Consider the following 13,360-nt stretch of genomic DNA (forward strand, 5'->3'; position numbering starts at 1 on the left):
ATACAAATGCAGACACATGTATGGCGGAATGCTTTTCTGTTACTATCAGTTCTGTTCACATTGCTCTCTACTGCACAGGCCGTTCCTATTAACGGCGAAGAGCAATTCATTTTTAAACTTGGCTACTTCCTACCCTCCTTCGACACAACCCTGCGTGTGAACAATGAACAGTTGGGCCGCGGCGACGAAGTGAGTCTGGAAAACGAACTGGGGATCGACCGGGAAGAAACCACAATTCGCGGTTCTGTGATGTGGAGAATTTCCGAACGCAATAAGCTTTCTTTGGATATTTTCAATCTGAATCGTTCAGGCACCAAAACCATCAATAGGCAAATTCAGATCGGCGATCAGATTTATCCGGTGGGTGCTTCACTTACTTCAAAGTTCACGTTCACGATTATTCCGATAGCGTGGTCATATGCATTTATCAAAAACTCTGATTGGGAAGTCTCGGCCGGTGCGGGTCTGCAGTGGTCGGTCATCAACCTGAAAATTGATGGTTCAGCGTCACTAAGTCCAATAAGCACTTCCCGGGAAGCCACTGCTGATGCCAATGCTCCACTGCCTTTGATAAATGCGGATATGAAATACTATATCAATCCCGACTGGAATGTCGGAGCCAACATCGGCGCCTTTACTTATAAAGTGGGTGCAGCCAACATGACAATGCAGGGGGACATTCTAAGTGCCGGTGCTTCCACTGAGTGGTGGTTTACAGACTACTTTGGTGTGGGTGGAGCTGTGAACTGGTTCTATATCGGAGTTACGGTAGACGGATCCAAGTGGGATGGCGAATTCAACTATACTTACTTTGGGCCACAGGCTTATCTGTCAGCCAGATTTTAGCTAAAGGTAATAAGCATCGAACGGTATTTTACCGCTAAGATGGGACTTCTCGGGACCGCTGCCATAAACGCGGACCTCGATGACTTTTTCTTTCACGATTACCACGACGGGATTCATATACCCCAGGCTTTGAATTTGCTTCGGTTGAATCAAATGCGCCTGGGCATCTGAAAACGAAAACTCTTCAAGCATCTTCATGGTGTCAGTTTCCCGAATCGCCATTTCCGTGCGCGCATCAGTCACACCGTAATCCAGATCACTGGTTTTTTCATAAGCTTTGCCGTTGACGAAACTTCCGTACATCACAATCGGGCCTGGCAACTTCTGTTGTTGCAAAAACTTATCCTGCAAGCGTAGGGCTGTATACAACACATCGGAACCTTCCAAGGCGATCGGTGCGTTTGTCAGCTCTTGAATTCGCTTGAAATACAGATCCATGGTTTTATCAATCGGCGCCTGGCGCTTGACGATCATATAGTTAAACCAGCTGCGCACATTTAAATACTCTGACACCATCATATCAAGATGGCGCTTAAAGAATTTAACGGGACCGTCTTTGGAATACTTCAACAGCTTCACATCACCGTAGACTTCCTTCACCAAAGCCATCATTTCTTCTTTTTGTGGCTGGGTGAGTTTGGCAAAGCGAACCTTTACCAGATCCAGGGACTGGCCTTTTTGATCGATGGTTTCAAAGCCCATCAGTTTTTGATAGCGCGCCATCGCACTAAGCACTTTATCCGTTGAAACATGCTGTTTGATGAATTTGGCGTAGGCTTCCGATTGCGGCGCCAGACTGGCGTCACTGTCATACTTGGATTCAAATACGTGTGTACACATGTGCTTTACAGCATGCGCCGGGCCCAAGCTTAAAAATAATAAAAGGCCCACAATACCGGGCCCAATAAATCGGATTTGCATATAGCAGGGCTAGTTAGCAAGACTCTCGCCAGCCTCAAATTCAAACAACCAAACGCTGGCGGGCAACCTGGTGTAAACGACGTTTACAGTTGCCCTTCTTGGAACACCCGATGCTGTCTTTTTCTAACCTAGAACGTGCCCCGTAAGGTGCTCAATAAAAGTTCTTGAAGTCAGACTTAGCTGGCGGCCTTTGCGATAGGCCAACCACAAATTGAACTCGTGAGGGTTTTCGACCGGCACTTCAAAAAGCTCACCGCTTTTGATTTCTTTTTCGACCATAAAACGAGTCAGATAAGCGAAGCCCTCGCCTGCCAGACAGAATCTTTTTTGCGCTTCCTGACTGTTCATTTCCAGACCGACCTGAGGGATTTCTCCGAACAGTTCCATCATCACACGCTTAGGACGCGTGGAAAGCAACGCCCCGATCGAACAAAGGTAACCGTACTTTTCCAGAACCTTCTTGATGGTCTTTTCGTTACTTGAGGATTTGCACTCCTTCCAGATTTCCGGCTTACAAACCAAAGTCATCACTTCGGAACTGATTTTTTGATATTCGATATTTGGAAGCGCGACTTTCGCAAACAACAATGCGAACTCGTTCTCCGTATGGATCAACGAGTTGATGATATCATCCGGTGAACCCGAGGTGATGCTGGGAATCACTTTGGGATATTTTCTGCGAAATGAGTGTAGTGGAGAAATCAGATAGTCGTTGATCACGTTGTCTGTCGCTGCAAACTTCAATGGTCCTTCGCAGACCTCTTTGACGTTGCGACAAAGATTTTCAATGGCTTTTTCGGTGCGGAACAACTCTTCACAAAGCTGATACACATCCCTTCCCTTGGCCGTCAGAGCGACACCGGATTTGGAGCGATCGAACAAGATCACGCCTTCGGATTCTTCCAACAAGGAAACCGAGCGACTCAGAGCACTTTGGCTGATGTTAAGTTTTTGTGCGGCTTCAGAAAACTTGCCGGCTTTTGCCACTTCGAAAAAAGCGCGTAGGTAATTTAATTCCATCCAATGCCCCAAAAGGTTCTATCGAAAAGTTAGATGGTTTCATTATTACCGTTCAAATATCCAAATACAACAGGAAGCCGGACTAAAGCAGGTTCTCAAGCCACACATAGAAAGCACAAAAAGGATAAGCGAAGCAAAGAGAATAGATCACTTGGGCTAGTGATAGTTTTTTGGTATTTACGTTCGTGTTCTTTTTGTGCACGACATCATTGTGACGGACCCAAATTCCAAGGGCAATTGCGAGCACTGAGCTAAGAACTAAGTATTTCATTTAAATAGTTTCTTATTTTTTTTCAGATATGTCCCGACAGAAATTTCAAAATCTTTGCTCTGGAAAATACTATTGAATGAATTCAAAGCTTTGCGACCCCGTTGGGTGTCTTTAAATGCAACTCCATAGTCATATTGTTCGATGGGTTTTGCGTTGAACTGCAACTTTCCTTTGAAGGATTGTAGCTGTCCACTGTTTTCCATAAGTCCATAGAAAAGGCCCTTGTCGATAAAGACCATATCCAAGCGGCCATTCGCCAATTTCACAAGATTTAACTCGTCTGTCGGCGCCTCCTCTATATTCAATTGCTTGGCATCGTTTAACGGTTTCAAGACAGCCGCAAGTTCGTACCCTACAACATTCCCCACTTTATATTTTCCCAGATCCTCAAGTTTGTTCCAACGAATAGGATTGTCGGTACGCTCGGCAAGTCCCCAGCTGCTGCTATGAATAATCTTTGATAGAGTAAAACTTTTTTGAAGATTCTCTGGATTGGCCGGAAAGTAACCATCCACATCGTCTCGTTCCACTGCTTGCTTTTTTGCGCGAATAACCGGAGCAAATGTCACTACCAACTCCTGCCCATTCTTGCGAAAGATATCTTTAAGTCCCGCAATGACAGCTCCACCATCAGGAAGATCCTTGCTGATGTAGGGCGCGAACTCAAATGTCATGATATGGATTTTCTTGGAAGATTTTGCGAACGAAAGACTGGCCGTCAATGTAACGAAAACTAAAATAAAAAGACGAAAACACATTGGTGCCATCCTTAACTTCACTCCCTAAGAGCTAGCTAAAGAATATTGATTCATACAAATGCAAGCAAACCCTGGCCTCTGGGCTTTCCTACTTCTGGACCGATCCACCGACTCAAGTACTGCTTACATCTGTCAGCAGGCACTATTCGCCTTGAATGACGTAACCTTCCTCGAAGTAAATGTCTTTGTCCATTGTCACTTCAGCATATTTCTGACTGTGGATCTTGGAGATTTTAGCTGATCCCACACGGTCTCTTGTGCAAACAGAGAAACGGCCCCCGCGGCAGTCCTCACGATAGACACCCACATGTTGGCCCACTTTAAAGCGGCTTGGCTCTTCAAGATTAATCTGTGCTGTAGAAGCATTAATCTTCATGGAGATATCAGCATGAACTGCTTTTTTAACTGAACAAAAAGCTGAAACAGAAAACAGTACCGCCACCAACACAGTGAATGCTGCCAAGATAAAACCCCCAGAGATATTTTTCTTAACCCTACTGCACAAAAAATCCACAGGCAACAAACTGTAAACACATTTGCCCCGAATCAAATATCAGGGGCCATACTATGCCCGCTGAATAAAATAAAAAACCCAGGTGTTTTGCACCTGGGTTTTAAGATTTTGGATACTTTAAAGACTACTTAATGTCCTGAAGAGAAACAGAAACCATCGTCGATACACCACGTTCTTGCATAGTTACGCCGTAAAGTTTCTTAGCAACTTCCATCGTGTGCTTGTTATGGGTAACAACGATGATTTGAGAGCGTTTTGCCATCTCGCGAACCAGGTCGTTGAAACGGAATACGTTGGCGTCATCAAGTGGCGCATCAACCTCATCCAGCAAGCAATATGGTGAAGGTTTCACCAGGAAGATCGAGAATACCAGCGCAACCGCAGTCAACGCCTTCTCCCCACCCGACATCAAAGACACGTTTTGAGTCTTTTTGCCCGGAGGACGAGCGATGATTTCGATACCCGCTTCGTTCTTTTCAGTCTCTTCAACAAGCTCCAACCACGCTTCACCACCGCCGAATAGCACTGGGAATACGCGAGTGAAACGTTCATTAACTAGATCAAAAGTCTCTTTGAAACGTTTTGAACAGATTCTGTTGATACGATCGATAACTTTACGAAGTTGCTCTTTCGCTTCAGTCAAATCTGCGTGTTGTTTCGTCAGGAACTCGTAACGAGTTGCTGTCTCTTCGTACTCTTCAATCGCTGACAAGTTCACTTCACCGATTTTCGCCAGTTTTTCGCGAAGATCTTTAAGTTGAGCATCCGCAGCCAGGAAGTCGCCTTCCTTATTGATGTACTTCTCGATAACGTCCGGCAGGTTCAACATGTAACGTTCACGGATAGAATCAACCAGGTACTGCTCTTTCATCTTAGCTTGTTCAAGCTTCAATTGAGAGTCGTTCATTTTGTGCTGTCTTTCGTTACGCGCACGTTGAGAAGAGGAAGCCTCTTCTTCGATCGCACGAATAGTTTCAGACATCACTTCGTATTCGTCTTTAGAACGAGCCGCCTGCAATTTCAATTGCTCAACTTCATCCAATAGACGTTCGAATTCGATTTTCTTTTCTTCCAAAGTCACTTGGCTCTCAGTCATTTGAGAGTTGTAGCCTTCAGCTTCTTCGCTCATACGAGCCAATTGTGCTTCAAGGTCATTCAATGACTTGGTAACCATCTCAAGCTGTCTTAGAACACCTTGGTATTCCTGAGTTTTAGAAGCTGATCTTACTTGAAGATCAGTTACTTCCGCTTGAAGACCATCAAAGCCCAAACGAACAGAGTTCAATTCAGAGTTCAAAGTCTCGACTTCGCCTTCAAGAAGAACTTTCTTCTCGCGGGCTTCGATCAAGGCTTGGCTTAGTTCTTCATTCTTTTGCTCTTGAACTTCCAATTGCTCAGTCAGTTTTTTGACTTCGCGTTCCTGGCGTTCAACAGCGGCTTGAGCGTTTTGAACTTCGTTCTCTGCGCGCTCAAGGTCTTTTCTCAATTCCGTAACTTTGATCTCTTGATCCATTTTACGTTTTTGAGCGCCTTCGAAATCGTTCAATACATTGGCCAATTGCTCTTCAACTTTTTTCAAAGTCATTTGCGCCAATTGAAGCTTTCCAGCGTATTCGTCTTTTTTCTCGGACAATTCTTTGATTTCACGACGACGTTTCAACATGCCAGAGTCAGCTGATTCAGAAGAACCACCTGTCAAAACACCGTCAGCCGTCAATGTGTCACCATCAAGGGTAACGAATGTCCAGCCAGTATAAGTCGCGCGAAGATTCAAAGCCGTACGGATTGAATCAACAATCGCCACACCGTCCAGCATATAAGTGACAGCGTTTTGGAATTTATCAGCCGCTTGAACTACATCCTTCAGGATTGCTTGAACGCCATCTTGACCGATTGGAGATTCAGCACGGTTGAATGCCAAAGTTTGGTCGCTTGCAGACATGAAGCTGGAACGACCGGATTTTTGTTCTTTCAAATGAGAAACTGCGTCTACGGCGATGTTGGAATCAGAAGACAAAAGCATTTGCAGGCGTGAGCCCAATGCTGCTTCCATTGCCACTTCGTATTCTGCCGGAACTTCAACAACCTCAGAAACCGGCTGGAAGTGAGTAACGACAGATCCGTCTGCCATCAACTCTTGAGAACGAGTTTTTTGCCACAACATCACTTGTTTCACACCTTCTTGGAAACCCTCGAAGTTGTTTTGCAAGTTTTCAAGGCCGTACAAGCGGGAAGCCACTTCATTCAAAGAATCTTTGAATGATTCAACTTCAGATTTTTTCGCTGCCGCAGAATCCATAAGGATCTTTTTATTGGCTTCGAAAGAATCCACGTCGCTTGCCAGGTCCAATTGCATTTGGCGTTCTTTATCAAGTTCGTTCGTCACTTTTTTGCGACGGCTTTCGAACTCTACTTGTTTTTCGCGAAGTTCATTCAACACTTGTTGTTCGTTGTCCTGACGATCTGTCAAATCAGCGATTTGTGCTGACAATGAATTCACACGGGCATCCAAAGAAGACTCGGACTGACCAATCGCGAACAATTCGCGACGTTTCGTCGTCAAATCTTCATCAACAGTCCCGATACGGGAGTTGAAATTTTGGAAGATGTCGTTTTTTTCAACGAACGTCGCTGTCAGTGTTTCAGCTTCTTCCTTAAGTTCTGTGATTTGCTCTTCCAAAGTCGCTTTGTCACGCGCAAGCAATTCCTGGCGCGCTTGCTGTTCCTGCAAGATCGTACCAGTCATTTGCTCGTTACGACGGGCCTGTTCGATTTCGAAACGAAGCTCTTGAATCTCCATCTCTTTCTTTTGAACAGTGCTTTGTTTGTCGAAGTGAACCGTTTGGTGCTCTTCAACCATTTTCTCTTTTTCAAGGATTTGAAGTTTCAAAACTTCCAATTGACCTTGAAGAGTCGAAAGATTTGCATCGCCTTCGATTTCCATGCTTTGCGCTTCGTTGAAGATCGCTTGAGCTTCAGCCGCGGCACGAGACAACTCTACGTATTGAGCCGTTGATACCCACAAATCCAAATCTTCGATTTGGTTTTTGATGTTACGGTAGCGTTCAGCACGTTGAGCCTGTCTTTGCAAAGAATCGATTTGACGTTTCAACTCGCCCACGATGTCTTGCAAACGCAGCAGGTTTTGATCTGTTTGGATCAATTTACGTTGAGATTCTTTTTTACGGGCTTTGAACTTGGTGATACCCGCAGCCTCTTCGATAAGCATACGACGGTCTTCAGGTTTCGAAGTGATGATCTTACCGATCATACCTTGAGCGATGATAGAGAAACCTTTTGAACCGGCACCTGTATCCATAAAGATCTCTTGCAGGTCTTTAAGACGAGAAGGTTCTTTATTGATGAAGTACTCACCCTCACCGTTTCTGTGAAGACGACGAGTCACCATGATTTCAGAGTGTTTGATGTATTTTGCCGGGAAAGCTCCGCCGTCATTTTCAAGCGTCAGGGAGACTTCACACATACCTAGCGGAGCATAACCTTCAGCACCACCAAAGATAACGTCCGTCATCTGAGAAGCACGAAGATCCTTAGCGGACTGGTCACCCATAACCCACATAAGAGCATCCACGATGTTGGATTTACCGCAACCGTTGGGTCCTACGATACCAGTGATACCAGCATCGAAATGAATGACCGTGCGGTCTTTGAACGATTTGAAACCAATGAGTTCAATCTTTTTAATTCTCAAGGTATATTCCCCTCTTGAGCTAATAGTGTCGAAATCTTAAATCCCGACATTCCACCCAAAATATACAAGCCCTAGGTCTAGCTAGACCAAAGGCCATTTAACTCTCTCGAGAGCGATGAAGTATGTCAACTGTGGGGTTTCAAAACCTTGGCATTCGCTGAAAACTTAAGCAGAAGTGACTGGCTTACGCCGCCACAATATCATTGCGCGTTGCGCGCGCCGCGCCAAACTGCCTAAAAAATCAGCCTGCCAAAGACAACACAATCCCGCGTCCCTTACCTCTGATCAACGTGATTGGTCTTTTTCTGTGTAACCTTCACCGCCACGGTGGCGGTGACAGTTGCCAAAACAGCTTCAACAAATATTGGCTGCGTAGGTTGAACTCAAACCTTCCCCCTGAAGATGTGCATTTTTCGAGGCCGGTGAAAATGCTTTCTGTTTGATGACTTTGTCTGCCATGTATTCCAGGAACAACGGCAAATCCTGGTGAGGCATCACATGCGTCAGTAAATCCTGCGCCCATTTCACTTTTGCATAGGCTTCTTTAGATAAAGTTAATTCAATACGCACGCTTTCATCGGCCTGAGTCTTTTTTATCTCTGATTGCGCAACTGGCAGATCAAAGAATGCAGCGACTTGCTGTTGGGTTTCCGCGTGACTTTTTTGGCAGATATTTTCAATCAAAGCCAATTTTTGCTCCACCGACACTTTATGTGATTGGGTTTTATAAACCTCCCGCGATGCTTTTTGAATCAAAGAGATCTGATTTAACTTCAGTTCCCCACTTTGGATTTTTTCAGCCATTTGCGGGATTTCCCGTAGCAGTCTTGCAGCATCAATGCGGCGTTGAGCACTGCCTTCCGAATACCCCACTCCGTTCACAAGGTAGTCAAACAAACTTCCATACGCCATGCTCAAATATAAATTCCTGGAATCAATTTCCTTAATGGTCAGCAAAACTTCATGCAAAAGATCGCGCTCCTTTTGTGCCAAGGACTTCATTCTTTGATCTAATTCGACTTGAGTTAAATGTTTTAGATTCATGCCTTCTCTCCTCTTAAGTTGCAGGAAATCTAACATGGCTTTTTCAGATTGATTTTTAGACGGGTTGACAATACTGCGCGCACTTCAACGACAAGCTCGTAAACGGCCCACCAGGCACCGATCGCGAGGCTGAATTTTAAAACTTCAGAAGTATGCTCAATCACTAAAGCAGTCCAATCCTCGCACGCTAGAAATTCGGTCAAGATTATTATGATTTTTTGGATTAAAGATTTTCCATATTATCGGCATCGCCAGCGAGTTCGTTTTATCAATTGGCCAACTTAACATCACTGACTGACTGACTGACTGACTGACTAACTAAGCGACTAAGTGAGTGAGTGATAGGCAATTTGGAAGTTTCATTTTCTCTTTAAAGCTCCTCTCAAGAGGATGCTGACTCAACACCAGTTCTTTCCAATAAGCAGAGGCCCTCCTATATTTGCAGCCTCTGCGCCCGCACGATGCGGTACCCAAGCGCAGTGAGGCCAGGATGGCCGTGCTGAAAATATAGGAGGGCCACTGCTTATTGGAAAGCTCACGGATCGAAGTCAGCCCCCCCCCACCAGGAGGCAGCTATTTAAAACTGCAGATGACCCATCGATGCCAGCAACCGCCACGGTGGCAGTGGACGAGGCTTACCAACTCAGTCTGAACGGCATCATCCCTGCTCTATTAATTAAGCAACACCGTTTAGGGTGCCTTAAAACCAATCAGCTGGAAGGCATCGCAAACATTTAGACAGGTGAGTAACCATTTTCGGGAGTTCTCAAAATGAGACATGTGGCAATCATAGCGACTGCAATGATATTTACCCTGACAGCCTGCCGTAAAACCACGGACGAGGATGCACTCCGCATTGCCAATGCCAAGTCCGCTGAACAACAGCAGCAAAAACAATTAAACCACGCAAAATTTCAACGCGATTTCGTTGCTGATGCCCGAACATCTGAAAATCTAAAGCAGCAATTTCCCATGGAGCACGCCTGCATCATGGATCTTTGCGGATCCGAATTTCAAAAGTATCCAAGCATTACCAAACTTATCGAAGCAGCAACCACTCCCACACCAGAGCAACAGAAATACTATGAGACTTACATCGCTCCGACGCTTGCAAAAAACTCCGAGCTTTTACAGGAAAAAGCCCTCGTTGGACTGGAAGTTCTGAATGCCAAGGAAAGTGCCTTTCCAACTCAGGAATTGACTGAACAACAGCTGCATACAATCCACACGATCTATTGGGTTAAAAACAAGGCGAAAAATGCGGGGCTTGATTACTACTGGAATAACACCTTACCCAAGAAGCCTTTCTTTGCGGCTAACATTGCCCTTTATCAGATGGGCACCTGGGCTTTCTTTTCTGAACTACACCCCAACCTGACACTTCAGGAATCCACAAAAGCGGTTTTGGAATCCACTCAATCCAAACTGACTCAACTGGCAAATATTATCCAAGGTGCTGAAAAAATAGATCCTTCGATCGCAGCAAAAATCAATAAAGGCGAATTAATCACAGCCGAAGAAGCAAAGAACCTTGCGGCATTCGCCTTCTCTATCGAATTAATGCATCACTTTATTCTGGGCGAGGGTCGCAATGTTATTGTAAACATCATGGAAGACCACACTTTTTCAAAAGAAGAGCTTTTCAAAATCTATCAGGAATCCGGGATCAAAACGACGTTAGCCCTGCAATCCAAATCCACGACTCCTAACAACTGTCAGCCTCGTTACTTCCAATCCATCAACTTGTACCCGCAAGCTCAGGATTTGGAAAAGTTTAAAAAGATGGCCGAGCTGACTCGCCAAGAAGCGATGGAGCAAGTGGGCCCGACTCAGCCAGGCTATGACAAAATCCAAAACTTAAAATTCCACTATCCACTTACAGCAGAGGAAAAAAGCACGGCTTGGTTGCAGTCGCTGGAAATGAAAAACCGCGTCCTTGTAGACGAAATTACCGCTCTGGACAAACTGGATACGAAATCCCTTTATGCGATGTTTCTGCTTCGTTCGATTACCAATTCACCCGACAGCGCCAAAACCGATCAATGCCCAACCATTCCCGAAAAAGAAGATGTTACGGATAAAACCAACACTGACACCAGCAACGTATCGATTAGCTGGTATTCGGTCAGATTCCCCGAAATGGGCGCATCGATTCTGGCTCATGAAATCGGTCATAATGCCTATAAGGCCTCTTCCCCGCAGTCCACTGAATCAACCAAACAATGTCTGGAGCGCAAACAAGGTACTGATAAGTACCTTAGCGAAGATTACGCCGACCTGTTTGCGGCAAAAGTGATGATTCGCTTAAAAGCAAAGCACCAAATTTCCGCTGGAAACATTGGCTGCGGTTTGATGGATGTTCCACAACTGTTGTTTAATCTAAACGAAAAAAGTATTCATTCTTCAGACTTGTATCGCGCCCTGCAGGTGAAAGTTGAAACTGGTGAAAAAGTACCGGCATCCTGCGAGCAGCTGGCTCAACGCGACGGTCGCGCGATCACCCACAGCTGTCAGTAATTATTCTAACGGAATCAGTCGCTGTTCACGACGATGTTGACGATAGCGATTGATCACACCTTGGGTGTCTTCAGGTGAAACCGACGGCTTGGACGATTCGCCGAATTGGTAAATGTAACCCAATCCCCAGCCAATATTATAATCTGATTTATGCAGCGGACTTGAACGGTTCGCTGACCAGGAATAGTCGGAAATCGAAGCCCCGATATAAAGCGATGAACGCCCCGATGCGAATCTTTGATAATAAGACAGATTTGTATTTAAAAAACCTGCCTCGGCCTCGTACTCAGAACGGCCGGGCCGCACATCACTGCCTCCCACTTCATAATAGGTCTTCATATAGTCATTAGAGGCGGCATTGGCTTCAAGAGCCGTCGTACCCGTGATTAGAATCTGTGTATTGTAAGGGCCTTCTGCAGTCCCTTCCCAGCGATACACCACTTGCGCTTTTAACAGCAGACCATTCTGGCGAATGTAATCGTCGCGCATCGCTGCGGAAAAAAAGGAAGCCAATTGAAACTCCCACGTCCCACCACTGGAATAAACCAGTTGCGGTCCTCCGTTTAAAACCAACGGCAAATCTGCCATACCCAATCGCGCTTTGTTCTTGCTGGAATCCAAAGGAAATCGCCCTGAACCGGAAAACTCCAGGGACCAGCTGTCTGATTTAAAAAGGTAAGCACGACCACCCTCGCGGTCATCGGCGCGCAAGTATTCCCCGCGATATTGAAAGGTAGGAAACGGCAACATCAATTGCGAGTATTCATCCGAGGCCGGATAATCAGCGTAGCGAACATAACCCAGACCTATACCCCAGTCCCATAAAGGTCGACCTTCGTCCTCTGCTTTGACAGCAAATGAAAAGAAAAGTCCAAGAATAAGGGATAGGCTGAAACGCATATCCCACTATCGGAATTTTCTCGAATATCCCAACTGGACAACCACGATTTAGTTCATAGGTAAGATCGCATTTTTAACAGCAGCGGGAGAGGTGTATTTAGAGTAGACCGTAGCAAAAAAGCCATCCTTAAGCATCTGCTCATAGTTCATTTTTAACATTTGCACTTCTGCGGTCGTCAAACGACTTTTGGAATAGTAGCTACCCACTCCGTTGATCTTTTCCCGGTCGATAATAAAGGTGAAACTTGTAAGATCGTACTTACGTAAAAAGTAATCGGAGATGGCCACCGATCCCACAAACACCTGCACCTGCTTCCTTTTCAGGGCTTGGAATACTGAGGCGTAGTCTGGAAATTGCTGCAATCGACTTTCTTCTTTTAACAGTTTAAATTCATCGACATTAAGATGGCCTGGCGAACCAATGATGCCGGAAAAAACCACTTTCTTATCATGCAAGGCCTTCTTCAAATCGTAATTTTTCAATCCCAGTTCCGGCGTCATCACTATTGCCCGATAGCTACGAAACATCTCGATGAAACCGCCGGCGGCACTGTCCATTACAGGTGTTTTAATTGATAGTACGGTCATATCCACGGTGGAATTCCGAACTCTATCCAACAAAGTGGGTCGCGACATCTCGACAACTTGAAAAGAACATCCTGTTCTTTTTCTTAACTCGTCAAGAATATCCACAATTGAACCTTGCTTAGTCCGGGATTTGTCAGAAAAAAAGAGCGGCTCGTCACCAAGAACACCCACTCTAAATGTGCGATCACATTTAGCTAAAATGGCGTTGGCAGTCGAAACTACGATAGTCACCAATATGAATAGACACATCTGCTTTCGCAACATGAAAA

The 13,360-nt window shown here is 45.3% G+C and carries 12 protein-coding genes; 3 read left to right on the top strand and 9 right to left on the bottom strand.

Translation table 11 applies throughout. The annotated features are described in order from the left end of the window. The first annotated feature begins 6 nt into the window (after positions 1 to 6). Positions 7 to 846: a hypothetical protein gene (locus ACLVWU_RS13305; RefSeq protein ID WP_413575277.1), complete on the top strand. Its 840-nt coding sequence runs from the start codon at positions 7 to 9 to the stop codon at positions 844 to 846. On the opposite strand, the gene ACLVWU_RS13310 is transcribed toward ACLVWU_RS13305, so the two are convergent. The 7 genes from ACLVWU_RS13310 to ACLVWU_RS13340 form a co-directional block, all read right to left on the bottom strand. Next, the gene (locus ACLVWU_RS13310; protein WP_413575278.1) at positions 847 to 1,686 is read right to left on the bottom strand and encodes a hypothetical protein; all 840 of its coding nucleotides are present in this window, start codon (positions 1,684 to 1,686) and stop codon (positions 847 to 849) included. Positions 1,687 to 1,890: 204 nt separating this feature from the next. After that, on the bottom strand, positions 1,891 to 2,787 hold the full coding sequence (locus ACLVWU_RS13315; RefSeq protein ID WP_413575279.1) for a LysR family transcriptional regulator: 897 nt from the start codon (positions 2,785 to 2,787) through the stop codon (positions 1,891 to 1,893). 82 nt (positions 2,788 to 2,869) lie between these two features. After that, complete coding sequence (locus tag ACLVWU_RS13320; RefSeq protein WP_413575280.1) at positions 2,870 to 3,058, bottom strand: hypothetical protein; 189 nt, start codon at positions 3,056 to 3,058, stop codon at positions 2,870 to 2,872. Then, complete coding sequence (locus tag ACLVWU_RS13325) at positions 3,055 to 3,816, bottom strand: substrate-binding periplasmic protein (protein ID WP_413575281.1); 762 nt, start codon at positions 3,814 to 3,816, stop codon at positions 3,055 to 3,057. Before ACLVWU_RS13325 ends, ACLVWU_RS13320 begins: the two co-directional genes overlap by 4 nt. A 142-nt stretch (positions 3,817 to 3,958) precedes the next feature. Next, entirely contained in the window at positions 3,959 to 4,279 is a 321-nt protein-coding gene (locus ACLVWU_RS13330; protein ID WP_413575282.1) for a hypothetical protein, read from the bottom strand. 175 nt (positions 4,280 to 4,454) lie between these two features. Beyond that, a complete protein-coding gene (gene smc / locus ACLVWU_RS13335) occupies positions 4,455 to 8,042 on the bottom strand; it encodes a chromosome segregation protein SMC (RefSeq protein ID WP_413575283.1) in 3,588 nt (1,195 codons plus the stop codon). A 354-nt stretch (positions 8,043 to 8,396) separates the two neighbouring features. After that, positions 8,397 to 9,086 carry a DUF222 domain-containing protein gene (locus ACLVWU_RS13340; protein ID WP_413575284.1) on the bottom strand — a complete coding sequence of 230 codons (690 nt, stop codon included), beginning with the start codon at positions 9,084 to 9,086 and terminating at the stop codon, positions 8,397 to 8,399. A gap of 600 nt (positions 9,087 to 9,686) precedes the next feature. Here ACLVWU_RS13340 and ACLVWU_RS13345 point away from each other — a divergent pair. Then, positions 9,687 to 9,824 carry a hypothetical protein gene (locus ACLVWU_RS13345; protein ID WP_413575285.1) on the top strand — a complete coding sequence of 46 codons (138 nt, stop codon included), beginning with the start codon at positions 9,687 to 9,689 and terminating at the stop codon, positions 9,822 to 9,824. 33 nt (positions 9,825 to 9,857) lie between these two features. Further along, on the top strand, positions 9,858 to 11,603 hold the full coding sequence (locus ACLVWU_RS13350; protein ID WP_413575286.1) for a hypothetical protein: 1,746 nt from the start codon (positions 9,858 to 9,860) through the stop codon (positions 11,601 to 11,603). Here the strand turns inward: ACLVWU_RS13350 and ACLVWU_RS13355 are convergent, their stop codons facing one another. Both ACLVWU_RS13355 and ACLVWU_RS13360 read right to left on the bottom strand, forming a co-directional pair. Then, positions 11,604 to 12,503 (bottom strand): MipA/OmpV family protein, encoded by a 900-nt coding sequence (locus ACLVWU_RS13355; protein ID WP_413575287.1) that lies wholly within the window; start codon positions 12,501 to 12,503, stop codon positions 11,604 to 11,606. A 48-nt stretch (positions 12,504 to 12,551) separates the two neighbouring features. Then, positions 12,552 to 13,325 carry a substrate-binding periplasmic protein gene (locus ACLVWU_RS13360; RefSeq protein ID WP_413575288.1) on the bottom strand — a complete coding sequence of 258 codons (774 nt, stop codon included), beginning with the start codon at positions 13,323 to 13,325 and terminating at the stop codon, positions 12,552 to 12,554. Between the last annotated feature and the right edge of the window lie 35 nt (positions 13,326 to 13,360).

The sequence above is a fragment of the Bdellovibrio sp. HCB290 genome, from assembly GCF_047305925.1.
GTDB lineage: Bacteria > Bdellovibrionota > Bdellovibrionia > Bdellovibrionales > Bdellovibrionaceae > Bdellovibrio.

Bases quoted from the DNA above. Each gene is read 5' to 3' on its own strand.
- ACLVWU_RS13305 (WP_413575277.1), top strand. From the start codon at position 7: ATGCAGACACATGTATGGCGGAATGCTTTTCTGTTACTATCAGTTCTG.
- ACLVWU_RS13310 (WP_413575278.1), bottom strand. From the start codon at position 1,686: ATGTGTACACACGTATTTGAATCCAAGTATGACAGTGACGCCAGTCTG.
- ACLVWU_RS13315 (WP_413575279.1), bottom strand. From the start codon at position 2,787: ATGGAATTAAATTACCTACGCGCTTTTTTCGAAGTGGCAAAAGCCGGC.
- ACLVWU_RS13320 (WP_413575280.1), bottom strand. From the start codon at position 3,058: ATGAAATACTTAGTTCTTAGCTCAGTGCTCGCAATTGCCCTTGGAATT.
- ACLVWU_RS13325 (WP_413575281.1), bottom strand. From the start codon at position 3,816: ATGTGTTTTCGTCTTTTTATTTTAGTTTTCGTTACATTGACGGCCAGT.
- ACLVWU_RS13340 (WP_413575284.1), bottom strand. From the start codon at position 9,086: ATGAATCTAAAACATTTAACTCAAGTCGAATTAGATCAAAGAATGAAG.
- ACLVWU_RS13345 (WP_413575285.1), top strand. From the start codon at position 9,687: ATGCCAGCAACCGCCACGGTGGCAGTGGACGAGGCTTACCAACTCAGT.
- ACLVWU_RS13350 (WP_413575286.1), top strand. From the start codon at position 9,858: ATGAGACATGTGGCAATCATAGCGACTGCAATGATATTTACCCTGACA.
- ACLVWU_RS13355 (WP_413575287.1), bottom strand. From the start codon at position 12,503: ATGCGTTTCAGCCTATCCCTTATTCTTGGACTTTTCTTTTCATTTGCT.